Genomic DNA, 15,750 nt, shown 5'->3' on the forward strand with positions numbered 1-15,750 from the left:
ATGAAGTCGAGGGTCAGCCGCGGGCGTTCCGGAAGGCGGACGGCCCCGTGCGGGTGTCCAGGTCGTTCGTCGCCCGGCGCTCGGACTCCACGATGCCGCGCATCGCCACGAGTGCGGCGGACGTGACCGCGACGTGCGACGGGTTCTCGCGCGATGCGTCCAGCGCCCGCTCGACCTCGGCGATCGCGTCGTCGCCCGCCTCTTCGGGGCACTCGCCGCGGACCATGCACGCGAGCTCGCGGAGGGCCGTCGCGAGCGGCTCGGCGAACTCGGGGTCCGGTCGCCCGAGCCCCTCCGACACCGGACCCGACCGGGCGACGAGCTCGGTGAGGTCCGTCGTGTACCAGGCGACCCGCTCGAGGGCACGGAAGCGGGCACCGTCCTGCTCGAGCCGTGCCCGGGACCCACGGAGTGCTCCGCGCGGGTTCAGCCGGCGGCTCTCGTGCGCGATCGACACCCGGGAGCGGACGTCGGCGATGGCACGGTCCAGTCGGTCCTGCTGACGGTCCCAGGCCTTCTCGTCGCGCTCGCCCCCTGCGAGGACCTCGGCGAGCCCGTCCAGGTGGTCCGCGAGCACCTGGTTGACCGCGTCGATCCGGTGCTCGGCGTCCCAGAAGCGCAGGGGCGGGAAGACGAGGAAGTTCACCAGCAGGCCCACCACGACCCCGACGGCCATCTGCACGAGGTACCCGAGCGAGTACCCCTCGGCGTGGGCGCCACCGACGAGCAGGACGAAGAGCGCGGCGGTGGACACCCAGGAGCTGCCCTCGCCGAGGACGCGGAACCCGCCCACGAGCACCCCGATGCCCACCGCCAGCGCGATCGCCAGGAAACCAGGGTCACCGACCCACATCGTGAACCCGGCGATGACGATGCCGAGCGCGATGCCGACGAGCGTCTGGACCCCGCTCCGGATGCCCGCGAACACCGTCGTCTGCATCGCCACGACGGCACCGAGCGGTGCGTAGTACGGGTACTCCGCCGCGACCCCGGGCATGTGTCGCGCGATGAACCACGCGAGCACGGCTGCGACGGCCGCCTTCCCGGCGTGGAGCAGGCGCGGTTGCGTCCCGGAGGTCCGGCTCCACCGCCAGACCCGGGTCCCCACACCCGCGATGTGCTCGAACTGCATCGGTCCCTCTCGTCGTGTCGGCCGGTCACGATACGGTGCCGCGCCTGTGAGACGGAGCCGGTCCGCGTTCTGCGGCTCGGCCGCCTGCGGGCCAGGAGGAACGTGGCGGGCCCGCACCGCGCCTCCAGGCCGCCGTCCGGTCACCCCCAGGACGCGACGAAGCCCCCGCAACGCGTGTTGCGGGGGCTTCGTCGTGGTGGGGCTGTGACTACTTGTCGTCCGACTTCTCGGCGGCGTCGGCCTCGACCTCGGCAGCTGCCTCGGTCTCGGTCTCCTCGGCGACGGGAGCGGACTCCTCGGTGGTCTCGGTCTCTTCGACCGGGGCCTCGTCGGTGGTGTCCTCGGCGGCGGGCTCCTCGACCGGAGCAGCAGCGGCCGGGGCCGCGTCGCGCTTGACCGGGGCCGGCGTGCTCGACACCGGCTCGAGGACGAGCTCGATCGACGCGAGGGGAGCGTTGTCGCCCTTGCGGAAACCGAGCTTCGTGATGCGGGTGTAGCCGCCCTGACGGTCCTCGACCTGCGGGGCGATCTCGGTGAACAGCGTGTGCACGACGGACTTGTCGCGCAGGATGCTGATCACGCGACGACGCGCGTGCAGGTCGCCACGCTTCGCGAACGTGATGAGACGCTCGGCGACGGGACGGAGGCGCTTGGCCTTCGTCTCGGTGGTCGTGATGCGACCGTGCGTGAAGAGGGCGTTGGCGAGGTTGCTCAGGAGCAGGCGCTCGTGGGCGGGGCCGCCACCGAGGCGGGGGCCCTTGGTGGGCTTCGGCATGTCAGTTCTCCAGTGGTGAAAGTGTTGCGCGCTGCGTCAGCTGCGCGCGTGCGCGTCAGCGCGAGGTCAGTTGTTGGACTCGTCCTCGTCGTACCCGCTGTAGAAGTGGGCGCCGTCGAATCCGGGGACGGTGTCCTTGAGGGACAGGCCGAGCTCGGTGAGCTTGTCCTTGACCTCGTCCACCGACTTCTGACCGAAGTTGCGGATGTTCATGAGCTGCGTCTCCGACAGGGCGACGAGCTCGGACACCGTGTTGATGCCCTCCCGCTTGAGGCAGTTGTAGCTGCGGACCGACAGGTCCAGGTCCTCGATCGGGGTCTGCAGCTCGTTCGAGAGCACAGCGTCGACCGGCGCGGGGCCGATCTCGATGCCCTCGGCCGCGGTGTTGAGCTCGCGGGCGAGCCCGAACAGCTCGACGAGCGTCCGACCGGCCGACGCGATGGCGTCGCGCGGCGTGATGGCCGGCTTCGACTCGACGTCGACGACCAGGCGGTCGAAGTCCGTGCGCTCACCGGCACGCGTCGCCTCGACGCGGTAGGTGACCTTGAGGACCGGCGAGTAGATCGAGTCGATCGGGATCTGACCGGCCTCGCTGAACTCCGAACGGTTCTGCGTCGCCGAGACGTAGCCACGGCCACGCTCGATCGTCAGCTCGAGCTCGAAGCGCGCGGTGTCGTTCAGGGTCGCGATGACGAGGTCCGGGTTGTGGATCTCGACGCCGGCCGGAGCGGAGATGTCCGCTGCGGTGACCTGACCGGCACCCTGCTTGCGCAGGTACGCCGTGATCGGCTCGTCGTGCTCGCTGGAGACGACCAGGCTCTTGATGTTGAGGATGATCTCGGTGACGTCTTCCTTGACACCGGGAACGGTGCTGAACTCGTGGAGGACGCCGTCGATGCGGATGCTGGTGACAGCCGCGCCGGGGATCGAGGAGAGGAGCGTGCGGCGCAGCGAGTTGCCGAGGGTGTAACCGAAGCCCGGCTCGAGCGGCTCGATGACGAAGCGCGAGCGGAACTCGGAGATCGTCTCCTCGGTCAGGGTGGGGCGCTGTGCAATGAGCACTGTGGGATTCCTTTCGGCGGAGTGTCCGCTATATGACACTCGGCGGTACGACGGGGCCGACCGGGCCCCGACGGGTCTGTTGAGTTGTGATCACGCGCACGCGCTTGCCAGGACGGCACGGCCTGCGCGATCGAACGACCAGGAATGGCCGCGGGCCCTGCTCGCTCCCGTCAGGGGACGAGCAGGGCGCGGCCGGTTGCTCCTCGCGTCAGACGCGACGGCGCTTGGGCGGGCGGCACCCGTTGTGCGCCTGCGGCGTGACGTCGTTGATCGAACCCACCTCGAGGCCAGCGGCCTGGAGCGAGCGGATCGCGGTCTCGCGGCCCGAACCCGGACCCTTCACGAAGACGTCGACCTTCTTGACGCCGTGCTCCTGCGCCTGACGCGCAGCGGACTCGGCGGCGAGCTGCGCCGCGAACGGCGTCGACTTGCGCGAACCCTTGAAGCCCACGGCACCCGAGGACGCCCAGCTGAGGACGGCACCCGACGGGTCGGTGATGCTGACGATCGTGTTGTTGAACGTGCTCTTGATGTGGGCCTGGCCCACGGCGACGTTCTTCTTCTCCTTGCGGCGCGGCTTGCGCGCGGCAGTCTTGGGGGTAGCCATCGGGGTCTCCTATCGAGCCTTCTTCTTGCCTGCCACGGTGCGCTTCGGTCCCTTGCGGGTACGCGCGTTGGTCTTGGTGCGCTGACCGCGCACCGGGAGACCACGACGGTGGCGAAGACCCTCGTAGCTACCGATCTCGACCTTGCGGCGGATGTCGGCTGCGACCTCACGGCGGAGGTCACCCTCCACCTTGAAGTTGCCCTCGATGAAGTCACGGAGGGCGACGAGCTGGTCGTCGGTCAGGTCCTTGACGCGGATGTCACCGGAGATACCGGTCTCGGCGAGGGCCTGGACCGCGCGGGTACGGCCGACGCCGTAGATGTACGTGAGTGCGATCTCCACGCGCTTCTCGCGCGGGATGTCGACGCCTGCTAGACGTGCCATGTGATGGCTGCTCCTGTTGTCGATGGAGGTGTGGAGCAGTACCGGTGCTCGGGCCTCCGACCCGAGGTGTCCCCGCTCGCGCGGATCTTGGTACTGCGTTCGATGTTGAGTTGTGGATCCTGCTCGCAGCCGCCCGAGGGCGATCGCGTCAGGCAGCCGGGACTAGCCCTGGCGCTGCTTGTGACGCGGGTTGCTCTTGCAGATCACCATGACGCGGCCCTTGCGGCGAATGACACGGCAGTGCTCGCAGATGGGCTTGACGCTGGGGTTGACCTTCATTGTTCTTTCCTCGTGCTCGCTGGCTTCGTGCTCGGCAGGGTTGCCGGGCCGTTCCTTTCCAGCTCGCGGATCACTTGTAGCGGTAGACGATCCGGCCGCGGGTCAGGTCGTACGGGCTCAGCTCCACGATCACGCGGTCCTCGGGGAGGATGCGGATGTAGTGCTGGCGCATCTTCCCGGAGATGTGCGCAAGGACCTTGTGTCCGTTGGTCAGCTCAACGCGGAACATCGCGTTGGGCAGAGCTTCGAGCACCGAGCCCTCGATCTCGATGACGCCGTCTTTCTTGGCCATAGCCTCACTGTCGCTTGGTTGGATTACCGGTGTGATCCCCGAGCCGGTCTGCGGGTCGGGCGCCACGCCCAATGGGCATGACACACCAAAGATCGATCCTATGTGGTAAACCCAGGATTGCCAAGTGGAGACGGCGAAGTCCCCACGTCTGGGGCTTCACAGCGCTGTCTGAGCGTTCCACAGTGGTTTGACGGCGCGCTCCGGGGTCCCGTTGGTCACCGGCCCCTAGCGTGGCCGTCGCCCCCGCCCGTGCAGACCGCGCCGCACGGACCACCGAACGGAGACCACGTGCCCGACGCCACCCGACGCCCGTTCGCCCGCCACGGCCGCCTCCCCCGCCGCCGCGGATGGGGCACGCTCGCGTCGATCGTGGCGTCCACCCTCGCCGTCGTCCTCGTGAGCGGGACGAGCGTCGCCGCCATCGCGGGTGCGCAGCTCGCCACGGCGCCGAGGACGGTCAAGCTCAGCACGGACGACCAGAGCACCGCGCAGACGGCCGACATCACGGCCATCAAGGGCGGTGCGAACATCCTGCTCATCGGCAGCGACACCCGCATCGGACAGTTCGACTCGGACGAGGACGTCGAGGGCGCCCGCAACGACGTCACGATGCTCATCCACATCTCGCAGGACCACACCCAGCTGACCGCGGTGAGCTTCCCGCGCGACCTGATGGTGCCGATCCCGGCGTGCACGAACCCCGAGAGCGGGACCACGTACCCGGCGGCCACGTCCGCGCAGTTCAACACGGCACTCGGGAACGGCGGTGTCTCGTGCGTCGTCGACACCGTCGAGAACCTCACCGGCCTGAGCATCCCGTACGCCGGGCTCATCACGTTCGACGGCGTCATCGAGATGTCGAACGCCCTCGGCGGCGTGGACGTGTGCGTCGCGGACCCGATCAACGACTCCTACACGAACCTGCACCTGACGGCCGGCTCGCACAAGCTCGAGGGCACGGACGCGCTCGCGTTCCTCCGCACCCGGCACGGCGTCGGCGACGGGAGCGACCTCGCGCGCATCAGCTCGCAGCAGGTGTTCCTGTCGGCCCTGCTGCGCAAGGTCACCTCGGACGGGACGCTCTCGAACCCGATCACGCTCTACAAGCTCGCCGGCGCCGCGCTGTCGAACATGACGCTGTCCGACGGCCTCGCCCAGGCGCGCACGCTCGTCGGACTGGCCGGGGCCCTGCGCGGGATGAGCACGGCGAACATGCTGTTCGTGCAGTACCCGGTCGCGGACGACCCCGAGGACAGCGCACGCGTGATCGTCGACCAGGACGCCGCACACACCCTCAACGTCGCGCTGCAGAACGACCAGAAGACCTCGCTGAGCGACTCGAGCACGGGGCGTGCGTCGGAGGAGTCCTCCGGGTCGAGCGGGACGGCGACCGCTGCTCCGTCCACGGGGACCTCGACCGGGACATCGTCGGCCGGTGGGTCCTCGGCCGAGACGTCCTCGGGGACCGCGGCCGGCACCGGCACGGCGTCCGGATCGGCGTCCGGCACCGCCACGAGCGCCGCGACCGGTTCGGCGACGCCGCTGCCCTCGTCGATCACCGGACAGAGCGCGTCTGAGGAGACCTGCTCCGTCGGCAACGACTGAGACCGGCGCGCTGCGCCCGTCGCACGGCGTGCGCGGGTGCGCACGCTGACGACGAGTGCACGTGGTCCACACGGCGCAGACGTCGTGGACGTGCGCAGGTGCGGACCGGAGGCGCGTGGCGGGGCCGCACCGCGCCTCCTGGCCGTCCGACGGGACCGGACGCGACGGCGCTCACGCGCCGGGTCAGGCAGTGCCGCCTGCGGGAGACGCGACCGACGGGAGGCGCGACCTACGGGATCGGGACCGGCGTCACACCCAGCGGGGCGAGGCCCGCAGCACCGCCGTCGGCCGCCGTCAGCACCCAGATGCCGTCGGCGTGCACCGCGATGCTGTGCTCCCAGTGCGCCGCGTCGGAACCGTCGAGCGTGCGGACGGTCCAGTCGTCGTCGTCCGTCGAGCTGTCGATCGTGCCGGCCGTGACCATCGGCTCGATCGCGACCACGAGTCCGGGCTTGACCGCCGGACCGGCACCGCGGACGCGGTAGTTGAAGACGGGCGGGTCCTCGTGCATCGAGCGGCCGATGCCGTGGCCGGTGTAGTCCTCGACGATGCCCCACGCGCCGGTCTCGTCGATGGCGTCCTCGATGACGGCGCCGACCTCGTGCAGGTGCTTCGCGTGCGCGAGCGCAGCGATGCCGTGCCAGAGCGCGCGCTCGGTGGTGTCCGAGAGCGTCTGCCGGGCCGCACTGACACCGGCGTCACCACCCGGGACGACGACCGTGAAGGCACTGTCACCGTTCCAGCCGTCGACCTCGGCACCGGCGTCGACCGACACGACGTCACCGGGCTGGAGCACACGCTCCCCCGGGATCCCGTGCACGATCTCGTCGTTCACCGACACGCAGAGCGTGTGCCGGTAGCCCGGGACGAGCTGGAAGTTCGGGATGCCGCCGCCGTCACGGATGACCCGCTCGGCGATCGCGTCGAGCTCGCCCGTGGTGATGCCCGGACGGATCGCGTCGCGGACCGCCGCCAGTGCGTCGTGGGTCAGCAGACCCGGACGCACCATGGCGCGGAGCTCGTCCGGCGTCTTGTAGATCGAGGGCTTGCGGAACCGCACCACGCTGGCGTCAGACGCCCGCGGTCAGCCCACGCGACGACAGCGCGGCCTGGATCCGGTCGCCGACCTCGTCGATGCCACCGAGGCCGTCGACGTCGACGACGAGCCCACGCTCGCCGTACGCCGCCACGATCGGAGCGGTCTGCTCGGTGTAGACCTGCTGCCGACGACGGATGGTCTCCTCGTTGTCGTCGCTGCGGCCCTGTTCCTCGGCGCGCTTCAGGAGGCGGCCGACGAGCTCGTCCTGGTCAGCGACGAGCTGCACGACCGCGTCGATGCCGGTGCCCTGCTCGGCGAGGAGCGCGTCGAGGTACTCGACCTGCCCGACCGTGCGGGGGTAGCCGTCGAGCAGGAAGCCGTTCTCGGCGTCGGCCTCGTGCAGGCGCGACTTCACGAGCTCGTTCGTGAGCGAGTCGGGGACGTAGTCGCCCGCGTCCATGATCGCCTTCGCCTGGACGCCGAGCGGGGTGCCCTCTGCGACGTTCTTGCGGAAGATGTCACCCGTCGAGACGGCGGGGATCCCGAACGCGTCGGCGATGCGACCGGCCTGGGTGCCCTTCCCGGCTCCGGGAGGTCCGACGATGATGAGACGTGCGCTCAACGGAGAAGCCCTTCGTAGTGACGCTGCTGCAGCTGCGAGTCGATCTGCTTCACGGTCTCGAGGCCGACACCCACGATGATGAGGATGCTCGCGCCGCCGAACGGGAAGTTCTGGTTCGCACCGAAGAACGCCAGCGCCGCCAGCGGGATCAGGGCGATGAGACCGAGGTACAGGGAGCCGGGCAACGTCACCCGGGTGAGAACGTAGTCGAGGTACTCGGCCGTCGGACGACCGGCCCGGATGCCCGGGATGAAGCCGCCGTACTTCTTCATGTTGTCGGCGACCTCTTCGGGGTTGAAGGTGATCGCGACGTAGAAGTACGTGAATCCGACGATGAGCAGGAAGTACAGGACCATGTAGAACCAGTTGTCACCCGAGGTCAGGTTGTTCTGGATCCAGGTCACCCACGCCGCCGGCTCGCTGCCGTCGGAGGGCTGGTTGAACTGCGCGACCAGGGCCGGCAGGTACAGCAGCGACGAGGCGAAGATGACGGGCACGACGCCGGCCATGTTCACCTTGATCGGGATGTACGTGTTGTTGCCGCCGTAGGTGCGGCGACCGACCATGCGCTTGGCGTACTGCACGGGGATGCGCCGCTGCGACTGCTCGACGAACACGACGGCCATCATGATGACCAGGCCGACGAGGATGACGAACAGGAACAGCTCGAAGCCGTTCGACTGCTCGATCGCCCAGAGCGCCGAGGGGAACTGCGCCGCGATGGACGTGAAGATGAGGAGCGACATGCCGTTGCCGATGCCGCGCTCGGTGACGAGCTCGCCCATCCACATGATGAGGCCGGTACCGGCGGTCAGGGTGACGACCATGAGCATGATCGCGTACCAGCTGTCGTTCGAGATGATCGACGAGCAGGAGGCCGAGGCGTTGGTGCCGAACAGGGCACCGGAGCGGGCGACCGTGATCAGAGTGGTGGACTGCAGCACGCCGAGCGCGATGGTGAGGTAGCGCGTGTACTGCGTCAGCTTCGCCTGACCGGACTGCCCCTCCTTGTAGAGGGCGTCGAAGTGCGGGATGACCACGCGGAGCAGCTGCACGATGATCGACGACGTGATGTACGGCATGATGCCGAGCGCGAAGACCGAGAGCTTCAGCAGCGCGCCGCCGGAGAACAGGTTGATCAGGTCGTACAGACCCTGCTGCGACGAAGCGCTGGCGAGACAGGTCTGCACGGATGCGTAGTCGACGAACGGCGCGGGGATGTACGACCCCAGGCGGAACAGCGCGATGATCGCGAGGGTGAAGCCGATCTTCTTGCGAAGATCTGGGGTGCGCATGATGCGCGCGACCGCTCTGAACACGAGGACTCCGAACTTCTGGGACCGGCGGCCCGTCGAGGGGCCGTCACCGGTGTGGTCGGCAGGACCGACCTGGCCGGCGGACGCCGACCACTGTCAAGGAAACCGTAACGGCGGCCCGTGCGCAAACGCACGGGCCGCCGACGGGGTTACTGGGAGACGGTGCCGCCAGCAGCCGCGATCTTCTCGGCGGCGGACGCCGAGACCTTGTCGACCGAGACCGTGAGCTTCACGCTGATGTCACCCTGACCGAGAACCTTGACCTTCTCGTTCTTGCGGACGGCGCCCTTGGCGACCAGGTCCGCGACGGTGACGTCGCCACCGTTGGGGTAGAGCTCCGCGATCTTGTCCAGGTTCACGACCTGGTACTCGACGCGGAACGGGTTCTTGAACCCGCGGAGCTTCGGGGTGCGCATGTGCAGCGGCATCTGCCCACCCTCGAAGCCGACCTTGACCTGGTAACGAGCCTTCTGGCCCTTGGTACCACGGCCGGCGGTCTTGCCCTTGGAGCCCTCACCACGACCGACGCGGGTGCGAGCCTTCTTGGCGCCCTCTGCCGGACGGAGGTGGTGCAGCTTCAGGACCTGCACGCGCTCGTTCTTCTCGTCGCTCATGCGTCGACCTCCTCGACCTTCACGAGGTGCGCGACCGTTGCGACGTACCCGCGGTTCTGGGCGTTGTCCTCACGCAGGACCGTACGGCCGATGCGCTTGAGACCCAGGCTGCGGAGCGTGTCGCGCTGGTACTGCTTCTCGCTGATAACGGACTTCGTCTGCGTGATCTTCAGCATCGCCATCACGCACCTGCCTTCTCGGACGCGGCACGCAGAGCAGCGGCCTCGGCCTGGAGCAGACGGTCCGGGACGACCCGGTCGACGGGGAGACCGCGACGGCTTGCGACCGCACGGGGCTCCTCGAGCTGCTGCAGCGCCGTGACGGTCGCGTGCACGATGTTGATGGTGTTCGACGAACCGAGCGACTTGCTCAGGACGTCGTGGATACCGGCGCACTCGAGGACGGCGCGGACCGGACCACCGGCGATGACACCGGTACCGGCAGCGGCCGGACGGAGGAGCACGACGCCGGCAGCGGCCTCGCCCTGCACCGGGTGCGGGATCGTGTTGCCGACGCGCGGGACGCGGAAGAAGTTCTTCTTCGCTTCCTCGACGCCCTTCGAGATGGCGGTCGGGACCTCGCGGGCCTTGCCGTAGCCGACACCCACGAGACCGTTGCCGTCACCGACGACGACGAGCGCGGTGAAGCTGAAGCGACGACCACCCTTGACGACCTTGGAGACGCGGTTGATGGTCACGACGCGCTCGAGGAACTGGCTGTCGCCACCCCGACCGTTGCGGTCGTTGCCACGGCCGCCACCCTGCTGACGGTCGCGACCGCCACCACGGCGGCCACGGTTGTCGGCGGAGTCGCGGTTGTTCGATGCCGAACCGGCTGCGGTCTCGACGGGGCGCTCGACGACGGGGACCTCGGGCTCCTTGGCCGCGGGGGCCGTGGTGCTCGTGGCCTCGGCCTCGGTCGCCTCAGCGGCCTCGGTCGTTTCGACGTTGGCGTCTTCGTTCGTGTTCGCGATGTCGCTCACAGGTTCAGCCCTCCTTCACGGGCACCATCGGCGATCGCGGCGACGCGACCGGCGTACTTGCTACCACCGCGGTCGAAGACCACGGCCTCGACGCCAGCGGCCTTCGCGCGCTCGGCGAGGAGTTCGCCGACACGACGGGCCTTGGCGGTCTTGTCGCCGTCGAACGTACGGAGGTCGGCCTCCATCGTCGACGCGCTGGCCAGCGTGTGGCCCTTGGCGTCGTCGATGACCTGGACGAACACGTGACGCGCCGAACGGGTGACAGCGAGACGCGGACGGGCCTCGGTGCCGGTGATCTTCTTGCGGAGGCGGTTGTGACGGCGCGCCTTGGCGGCCGACTTGCTCTTGCCTCGTGTCTTGAGGAGACCCATGATCACTTACCTGACTTTCCGGCCTTGCGGCGCACGATCTCGCCGGCGTAGCGGACACCCTTGCCCTTGTAGGGCTCGGGCTTGCGCAGCTTGCGGATGTTTGCAGCGACCTCGCCGACGGACTGCTTGTCGATGCCGTTGACGGTCAGCTTGTTGTTGCCCTCGACGGCGAAGCTGATGCCCGCGGGCGGCTCGACCGTGATCGGGTGGGAGTAGCCGAGCGCGAACTCGACGTTGTTGCCCTTCGCCTGCACGCGGTAACCGGTGCCGACGACCTCGAGGCCCTTGGAGTAGCCCTGGGTCACGCCGACGATGTTGTTCGCGATGAGGGTGCGGGTCAGGCCGTGCAGCGCACGCGAGCTGCGCTCGTCGTCCGGACGGGTGACGAGGACCTGGTTCTCCTCGACCTTGGCCTGGATGGGCTCCGCGACGACGAGCGCGAGCTCGCCCTTCGGGCCCTTGACCGCGACGTTCTGACCATCGATGGAGACGGTCACGCCAGCGGGGATGTCAATGGGAAGACGTCCGATACGAGACATTGTCGATCACCACACGTAGGCGAGGACTTCCCCACCCACGCCCTTCTGCTCGGCTTCACGGTCGGTGAGCAGTCCCGACGAGGTCGAGAGGATCGCCACGCCGAGGCCACCGAGGACCTGGGGGATCTCCGTCGACTTCGCGTAGACCCGGAGACCGGGCTTCGAGACGCGCTTGATGCCGGCGATCGAACGCTCGCGCTCGGGGCCGTACTTCAGGTCGATCGTGAGGGTCTCGCCCACGCGGGCGTCCTCGATCTTCCACTCGCTGATGTACCCCTCGCGCTTGAGGATCTCAGCGATGTTCTTCTTCAGCTTGGAGCTGGGAAGCGAGACGGCGTCGTGGTGCGCCGAGTTCGCGTTCCGCAATCTGGTCAGCATGTCTGCGACCGGATCGGTCATCGTCATGATGGTCGTCCATTCTTCGCCTGGTTTCGACACCCGTTCCACGAATGCCGACCTGAGCGATCGGGTGATCCTGGGGCGATTCCCCTGGATCGGTGTGTTCGTGCGTGCGGGCCGGAGGACGTGAATCCTCCGGCCCGCACCGCCCGAAGTATCTTAGACCGTCTGCTCGGCGGAACGGAACGGGAACCCGAGCTGGCGGAGCAGCGCGCGGCCCTCGTCGTCCGACTTCGCGGTGGTCACGACGGTGATGTCGAAGCCACGCACGCGGTCGATGCGGTCCTGGTCGATCTCGTGGAACACGGACTGCTCCGTGAGACCGAACGTGTAGTTGCCGTTGCCGTCGAACTGCTTGTCGCTGAGACCGCGGAAGTCGCGGATGCGGGGCAGTGCGAGGGTCACGAGACGGTCGATGAACTCCCACGCGCGGTCACCACGGAGGGTGACGTGCGCGCCGATGGCCTGGCCCTCACGCAGCTTGAACTGCGCGATGGACTTGCGGGCCTTCGTGACCTGGGGCTTCTGACCCGTGATCGCCGTGAGGTCCTTGATGGCCCCCTCGATGATCTTCGAGTCGCGAGCGGCCTCACCGACACCGGTGTTCACGACGACCTTGACCAGGCCGGGGACCTGGTTGACGTTCGCGTACCCGAACTGCTCGGTGAGGGCAGCCTTGATCTCGTTCTTGTACTTCTGCTTGAGGCGCGGCTCGACCTTGGTCGCCGGCGCGGCAGTCGTGTCGGTCATCAGAGCTTCTCACCCGACTTCTTGGCGTAGCGGACTCGGACGGTCTTCTTGACGCCGTCCTTCTCCACCTCTTCGTTGCGGAAACCGACGCGGGTCGGCTTCTTGGTCTTCGGGTCGACGATGGCGACGTTCGACACGTGGATCGGAGCCTCGTGCTGCTCGATGCCACCGGTCTTCGAGCCGCGCTGCGTCTGGCCGACGCGGACGTGCTTCGTGACGAAGTTCACGCCCTCGACGACGACGCGGTTCTTGTCCTTGAGGACCTCGATGACCTTGCCCTGCTTGCCACGGTCACCGCCGCGCTCCTGCTTGGCACCCGTGATGACCTGGACCAGGTCACCCTTCTTGATGTTCGCCATGGCTTACAGCACCTCCGGCGCGAGCGAGATGATCTTCATGAACTTCTTGTCACGGAGCTCGCGACCGACCGGACCGAAGATGCGCGTGCCGCGCGGGTCGCCGTCAGCCTTGAGGATCACTGCCGCGTTCTCGTCGAACTTGATGTAGGAGCCGTCCTGACGACGGGTCTCCTTCTTGGTGCGAACGATGACCGCCTTGACGACGTCACCCTTCTTCACGTTGCCGCCGGGGATGGCGTCCTTCACCGTGGCGACGATGACGTCACCGAGACCGGCGTAGCGACGACCCGAGCCACCGAGCACGCGGATGGTCAAGATCTCCTTGGCACCCGTGTTGTCGGCGACCTTGAGGCGGGATTCCTGCTGAATCACTGCTGTCTCCTATTCCGAAGCAGGCCGGGGCCTACTTGGCCTTCTCGAGGATCTCGACCAGGCGCCAGCGCTTGGAAGCGCTGAGGGGACGGGTCTCGCTGATCACGACGAGGTCGCCGACACCAGCGGTGCCGAGCTCGTCGTGGGCCTTCACCTTGGACGTGCGACGGATGATCTTGCCGTAGAGCGCGTGCTTCACGCGGTCCTCAACCTCGACCACGATGGTCTTGTCCATCTTGTCGCTCGTGACGTAGCCACGACGCGTCTTGCGGTAGCCGCGAGCGGAGGCGGCGGAGGTCTTCTCTTCGTTCGCCATTACTTCTCCTCGGCGGTCTCGGCCTCGGCCGACTCAGCCGGCTTCTCAGCCTTCTTGGTCGTCTTCTTGGCCTTGGGGGCGGTCTCGACGGGCGCGGGAGTGGCACGGATGCCGAGCTCGCGCTCGCGGAGGACGGTGTAGATGCGAGCGATGTCGCGCTTGACGGCACGGAGACGACCGTGGCTCTCCAGCTGGCCGGTGGCCGACTGGAAGCGGAGGTTGAAGAGCTCCTCCTTGGCCTTCTTCAGTTCGTCAGCAAGACGCTCGTTCTCGAACGTGTCGAGCTCCGTCGGACGGAGCTCCTTGGAACCGATCGCCATTATGCGTCGCCCTCCTCGCGCTTGATGATGCGTGCCTTGAGGGGCAGCTTGTGGATTGCACGGGTCAGCGCCTCACGGGCGATGTCCTCGTTGACGCCGGAGAGCTCGAAGAGCACACGGCCCGGCTTGACGTTGGCGACCCACCACTCGGGGGAACCCTTACCGGAACCCATGCGGGTCTCGGCGGGCTTCTTCGTGAGCGGACGGTCCGGGTAGATGTTGATCCACACCTTGCCGCCACGCTTGATGTGACGCGTCATGGCGATACGAGCGGACTCGATCTGACGGTTGGTCACGTAAGCGGGCGTCAGCGCCTGGATGCCGTAGTCACCGAACGACACCTTGGTGCCACCGGTGGCCTGGCCCGAACGCTTCGGGTGGTGCTGCTTGCGGTGCTTGACTCGACGGGGAATAAGCATGGTTACGCCTCAACTCCTGCGCCGGCCGGCGCGTCCTGCGGGGCCTGCTGCTGACGGCCGCCACGGTCGCCGCCACGGCGGTCGCCGCGCTCGCCACGGGGGCCGCCACGACGCTCCGGGCGCGACGAACGCTGGTTCGCCTGCTCGCGAGCGAGCTCCTTGTTCGTGATGTCGCCCTTGTAGATCCAGACCTTCACGCCGATGCGGCCGAACGTGGTCCGGGCCTCGTAGAAGCCGTAGTCGATGTTCGCGCGGAGCGTGTGCAGGGGCACGCGGCCCTCGCGGTAGAACTCCGAGCGCGACATCTCGGCGCCGCCGAGACGACCCGACACCTGGATGCGGACACCCTTGGCGCCGGCGCGCTGTGCACCCTGCAGGCCCTTGCGCATGGCGCGACGGAACGCGACACGAGCGGAGAGCTGCTCGGCGATGCCCTGCGCGACGAGCTGGGCCTCGGTCTCGGGGTTCTTGACCTCGAGGATGTTGAGCTGGATTTGCTTCTTGGTGAGCTTCTCGAGCTCGCCACGGACGCGCTCCGCCTCGGCGCCACGGCGACCGATGACGATGCCCGGACGCGCGGTGTGGATGTCCACGCGGACGCGGTCACGGGTGCGCTCGAGCTCGATGCGGGCGACGCCGGCGCGGTCGAGGGTCTTCTTCAGGTACTCGCGCACCTTGATGTCCTCGGCCACGTAGTCGGCGTAGCGCTGACCCGGCTTCGTGCTGTCGGTGAACCAGTGCGAGACGTGGTCCGTCGTGATCCCGAGACGGAAGCCGTACGGGTTGACCTTCTGGCCCATTACTTGCTCGCCTTCTTGCTCGTCGCGGCAGCCTCGACCTCATCCGGCGTCGCGAGGACGACCGTGATGTGGCTGGTGCGCTTGTTGATGCGGAAGGCGCGGCCCTGGGCGCGCGGCTGGAACCGCTTCAGGGTCGTACCTTCGTCGACGAAGACGCGGCTCACGTAGAGGTCGCGCTCGTCGAGGAAGCTGTTCGTCGAGTCCGCCTTGACCCGTGCGTTCGCGATCGCCGAGGCGACCAGCTTGTACACGGGCTCCGAAGCGCCCTGGGGGGCGAACTTCAGGATGGCGAGGGCCTCGTGGGCCTGCTTGCCGCGGATCAGCTCGATGACGCGACGGGCCTTCTGAGGCGTGACGCGGATGTGTCGCACGCGTGCGATCGACTCCACCATTTCG

The 15,750-nt window shown here is 68.0% G+C and carries 25 protein-coding genes; 1 reads left to right on the top strand and 24 read right to left on the bottom strand.

Annotated features, from left to right (window positions below):
* Positions 1-13: 13 nt before the first annotated feature.
* From BM028_RS06025 to infA, 7 genes are all read right to left on the bottom strand, one after another.
* Entirely contained in the window at positions 14-1,132 is a 1,119-nt protein-coding gene (locus tag BM028_RS06025; protein ID WP_092385285.1) for an FUSC family protein, read from the bottom strand.
* 208 nt (positions 1,133-1,340) lie between these two features.
* Positions 1,341-1,907, bottom strand: a complete 567-nt coding sequence (rplQ, locus tag BM028_RS06030; protein WP_070417691.1) for a 50S ribosomal protein L17 — start codon at positions 1,905-1,907, stop codon at positions 1,341-1,343.
* Between the two features lie 66 nt (positions 1,908-1,973).
* Positions 1,974-2,969, bottom strand: coding sequence for a DNA-directed RNA polymerase subunit alpha (locus tag BM028_RS06035; protein WP_022906362.1), 996 nt, complete (start codon positions 2,967-2,969; stop codon positions 1,974-1,976).
* A 208-nt stretch (positions 2,970-3,177) separates the two neighbouring features.
* On the bottom strand, positions 3,178-3,576 hold the full coding sequence (gene rpsK, locus BM028_RS06040) for a 30S ribosomal protein S11 (RefSeq protein WP_017885507.1): 399 nt from the start codon (positions 3,574-3,576) through the stop codon (positions 3,178-3,180).
* A 9-nt stretch (positions 3,577-3,585) separates the two neighbouring features.
* Positions 3,586-3,960, bottom strand: a complete 375-nt coding sequence (rpsM, locus tag BM028_RS06045) for a 30S ribosomal protein S13 (protein WP_058728274.1) — start codon at positions 3,958-3,960, stop codon at positions 3,586-3,588.
* A gap of 162 nt (positions 3,961-4,122) precedes the next feature.
* Complete coding sequence (gene rpmJ, locus BM028_RS06050; RefSeq protein WP_022903266.1) at positions 4,123-4,239, bottom strand: 50S ribosomal protein L36; 117 nt, start codon at positions 4,237-4,239, stop codon at positions 4,123-4,125.
* A 70-nt stretch (positions 4,240-4,309) separates the two neighbouring features.
* Positions 4,310-4,531 (bottom strand): translation initiation factor IF-1, encoded by a 222-nt coding sequence (gene infA, locus BM028_RS06055; RefSeq protein ID WP_017885509.1) that lies wholly within the window; start codon positions 4,529-4,531, stop codon positions 4,310-4,312.
* Positions 4,532-4,819: 288 nt separating this feature from the next.
* Between infA and BM028_RS06060 the strand changes: the two genes are divergently transcribed.
* Positions 4,820-6,136 carry an LCP family protein gene (locus tag BM028_RS06060; protein ID WP_092385287.1) on the top strand — a complete coding sequence of 439 codons (1,317 nt, stop codon included), beginning with the start codon at positions 4,820-4,822 and terminating at the stop codon, positions 6,134-6,136.
* A gap of 229 nt (positions 6,137-6,365) precedes the next feature.
* On the opposite strand, the gene map is transcribed toward BM028_RS06060, so the two are convergent.
* The 17 genes from map to rplV all read right to left on the bottom strand — a co-directional run bounded on the left by map (position 6,366) and on the right by rplV (position 15,746).
* The gene (gene map / locus BM028_RS06065) at positions 6,366-7,145 is read right to left on the bottom strand and encodes a type I methionyl aminopeptidase (protein ID WP_070419353.1); all 780 of its coding nucleotides are present in this window, start codon (positions 7,143-7,145) and stop codon (positions 6,366-6,368) included.
* A gap of 61 nt (positions 7,146-7,206) precedes the next feature.
* On the bottom strand, positions 7,207-7,797 hold the full coding sequence (locus BM028_RS06070) for an adenylate kinase (RefSeq protein WP_070417689.1): 591 nt from the start codon (positions 7,795-7,797) through the stop codon (positions 7,207-7,209).
* A complete protein-coding gene (secY, locus tag BM028_RS06075; protein WP_022906357.1) occupies positions 7,794-9,116 on the bottom strand; it encodes a preprotein translocase subunit SecY in 1,323 nt (440 codons plus the stop codon). Before secY ends, BM028_RS06070 begins: the two co-directional genes overlap by 4 nt.
* Before the next feature lie 146 nt (positions 9,117-9,262).
* Positions 9,263-9,727, bottom strand: coding sequence for a 50S ribosomal protein L15 (rplO, locus tag BM028_RS06080; protein ID WP_022906356.1), 465 nt, complete (start codon positions 9,725-9,727; stop codon positions 9,263-9,265).
* Positions 9,724-9,909: a 50S ribosomal protein L30 gene (gene rpmD, locus BM028_RS06085; protein ID WP_022906355.1), complete on the bottom strand. Its 186-nt coding sequence runs from the start codon at positions 9,907-9,909 to the stop codon at positions 9,724-9,726. The genes rplO and rpmD overlap by 4 nt, the downstream gene beginning before the upstream one ends.
* A complete protein-coding gene (gene rpsE / locus BM028_RS06090) occupies positions 9,909-10,709 on the bottom strand; it encodes a 30S ribosomal protein S5 (RefSeq protein WP_070417687.1) in 801 nt (266 codons plus the stop codon). The genes rpmD and rpsE overlap by 1 nt, the downstream gene beginning before the upstream one ends.
* Positions 10,706-11,080 carry a 50S ribosomal protein L18 gene (rplR, locus tag BM028_RS06095; protein ID WP_031261773.1) on the bottom strand — a complete coding sequence of 125 codons (375 nt, stop codon included), beginning with the start codon at positions 11,078-11,080 and terminating at the stop codon, positions 10,706-10,708. The genes rpsE and rplR overlap by 4 nt, the downstream gene beginning before the upstream one ends.
* A 2-nt stretch (positions 11,081-11,082) precedes the next feature.
* On the bottom strand, positions 11,083-11,619 hold the full coding sequence (gene rplF / locus BM028_RS06100; RefSeq protein WP_031261772.1) for a 50S ribosomal protein L6: 537 nt from the start codon (positions 11,617-11,619) through the stop codon (positions 11,083-11,085).
* 6 nt (positions 11,620-11,625) lie between these two features.
* Positions 11,626-12,024 (bottom strand): 30S ribosomal protein S8, encoded by a 399-nt coding sequence (rpsH, locus tag BM028_RS06105; RefSeq protein WP_022906351.1) that lies wholly within the window; start codon positions 12,022-12,024, stop codon positions 11,626-11,628.
* A 153-nt stretch (positions 12,025-12,177) separates the two neighbouring features.
* Positions 12,178-12,768, bottom strand: a complete 591-nt coding sequence (gene rplE, locus BM028_RS06110) for a 50S ribosomal protein L5 (protein ID WP_022906350.1) — start codon at positions 12,766-12,768, stop codon at positions 12,178-12,180.
* A complete protein-coding gene (gene rplX, locus BM028_RS06115; RefSeq protein ID WP_022906349.1) occupies positions 12,768-13,127 on the bottom strand; it encodes a 50S ribosomal protein L24 in 360 nt (119 codons plus the stop codon). The genes rplE and rplX overlap by 1 nt, the downstream gene beginning before the upstream one ends.
* A 3-nt stretch (positions 13,128-13,130) precedes the next feature.
* Positions 13,131-13,499, bottom strand: a complete 369-nt coding sequence (gene rplN / locus BM028_RS06120) for a 50S ribosomal protein L14 (RefSeq protein WP_017885523.1) — start codon at positions 13,497-13,499, stop codon at positions 13,131-13,133.
* 31 nt (positions 13,500-13,530) lie between these two features.
* Positions 13,531-13,815 carry a 30S ribosomal protein S17 gene (gene rpsQ / locus BM028_RS06125; RefSeq protein ID WP_022906348.1) on the bottom strand — a complete coding sequence of 95 codons (285 nt, stop codon included), beginning with the start codon at positions 13,813-13,815 and terminating at the stop codon, positions 13,531-13,533.
* A complete protein-coding gene (gene rpmC / locus BM028_RS18850; protein ID WP_022906347.1) occupies positions 13,815-14,135 on the bottom strand; it encodes a 50S ribosomal protein L29 in 321 nt (106 codons plus the stop codon). Before rpmC ends, rpsQ begins: the two co-directional genes overlap by 1 nt.
* Positions 14,135-14,554: a 50S ribosomal protein L16 gene (gene rplP / locus BM028_RS06135; RefSeq protein WP_022906346.1), complete on the bottom strand. Its 420-nt coding sequence runs from the start codon at positions 14,552-14,554 to the stop codon at positions 14,135-14,137. Before rplP ends, rpmC begins: the two co-directional genes overlap by 1 nt.
* 2 nt (positions 14,555-14,556) lie before the next feature.
* Positions 14,557-15,354 (bottom strand): 30S ribosomal protein S3, encoded by a 798-nt coding sequence (gene rpsC, locus BM028_RS06140; protein WP_022906345.1) that lies wholly within the window; start codon positions 15,352-15,354, stop codon positions 14,557-14,559.
* The gene (gene rplV / locus BM028_RS06145; protein ID WP_022906344.1) at positions 15,354-15,746 is read right to left on the bottom strand and encodes a 50S ribosomal protein L22; all 393 of its coding nucleotides are present in this window, start codon (positions 15,744-15,746) and stop codon (positions 15,354-15,356) included. Before rplV ends, rpsC begins: the two co-directional genes overlap by 1 nt.
* Positions 15,747-15,750 lie beyond the last annotated feature (4 nt).

Origin of the sequence: Curtobacterium sp. YR515 (genome assembly GCF_900113095.1) — a bacterium.
Lineage (GTDB): Bacteria > Actinomycetota > Actinomycetes > Actinomycetales > Microbacteriaceae > Curtobacterium.

What these genes read in the sequence shown, in the direction of transcription:
- BM028_RS06025 (WP_092385285.1), bottom strand. Translation starts at nt 1,132, where the DNA reads ATGCAGTTCGAGCACATCGCGGGTGTGGGGACCCGGGTCTGGCGGTGG.
- rplQ (WP_070417691.1), bottom strand. Translation starts at nt 1,907, where the DNA reads ATGCCGAAGCCCACCAAGGGCCCCCGCCTCGGTGGCGGCCCCGCCCAC.
- rpsK (WP_017885507.1), bottom strand. Translation starts at nt 3,576, where the DNA reads ATGGCTACCCCCAAGACTGCCGCGCGCAAGCCGCGCCGCAAGGAGAAG.
- rpsM (WP_058728274.1), bottom strand. Translation starts at nt 3,960, where the DNA reads ATGGCACGTCTAGCAGGCGTCGACATCCCGCGCGAGAAGCGCGTGGAG.
- rpmJ (WP_022903266.1), bottom strand. Translation starts at nt 4,239, where the DNA reads ATGAAGGTCAACCCCAGCGTCAAGCCCATCTGCGAGCACTGCCGTGTC.
- infA (WP_017885509.1), bottom strand. Translation starts at nt 4,531, where the DNA reads ATGGCCAAGAAAGACGGCGTCATCGAGATCGAGGGCTCGGTGCTCGAA.
- map (WP_070419353.1), bottom strand. Translation starts at nt 7,145, where the DNA reads ATGGTGCGTCCGGGTCTGCTGACCCACGACGCACTGGCGGCGGTCCGC.
- rplO (WP_022906356.1), bottom strand. Translation starts at nt 9,727, where the DNA reads ATGAGCGACGAGAAGAACGAGCGCGTGCAGGTCCTGAAGCTGCACCAC.
- rpmD (WP_022906355.1), bottom strand. Translation starts at nt 9,909, where the DNA reads ATGGCGATGCTGAAGATCACGCAGACGAAGTCCGTTATCAGCGAGAAG.
- rplR (WP_031261773.1), bottom strand. Translation starts at nt 11,080, where the DNA reads ATGGGTCTCCTCAAGACACGAGGCAAGAGCAAGTCGGCCGCCAAGGCG.
- rplF (WP_031261772.1), bottom strand. Translation starts at nt 11,619, where the DNA reads ATGTCTCGTATCGGACGTCTTCCCATTGACATCCCCGCTGGCGTGACC.
- rpsH (WP_022906351.1), bottom strand. Translation starts at nt 12,024, where the DNA reads ATGACGATGACCGATCCGGTCGCAGACATGCTGACCAGATTGCGGAAC.
- rplE (WP_022906350.1), bottom strand. Translation starts at nt 12,768, where the DNA reads ATGACCGACACGACTGCCGCGCCGGCGACCAAGGTCGAGCCGCGCCTC.
- rplX (WP_022906349.1), bottom strand. Translation starts at nt 13,127, where the DNA reads ATGGCGAACATCAAGAAGGGTGACCTGGTCCAGGTCATCACGGGTGCC.
- rpsQ (WP_022906348.1), bottom strand. Translation starts at nt 13,815, where the DNA reads ATGGCGAACGAAGAGAAGACCTCCGCCGCCTCCGCTCGCGGCTACCGC.
- rpmC (WP_022906347.1), bottom strand. Translation starts at nt 14,135, where the DNA reads ATGGCGATCGGTTCCAAGGAGCTCCGTCCGACGGAGCTCGACACGTTC.
- rplP (WP_022906346.1), bottom strand. Translation starts at nt 14,554, where the DNA reads ATGCTTATTCCCCGTCGAGTCAAGCACCGCAAGCAGCACCACCCGAAG.
- rpsC (WP_022906345.1), bottom strand. Translation starts at nt 15,354, where the DNA reads ATGGGCCAGAAGGTCAACCCGTACGGCTTCCGTCTCGGGATCACGACG.
- rplV (WP_022906344.1), bottom strand. Translation starts at nt 15,746, where the DNA reads ATGGTGGAGTCGATCGCACGCGTGCGACACATCCGCGTCACGCCTCAG.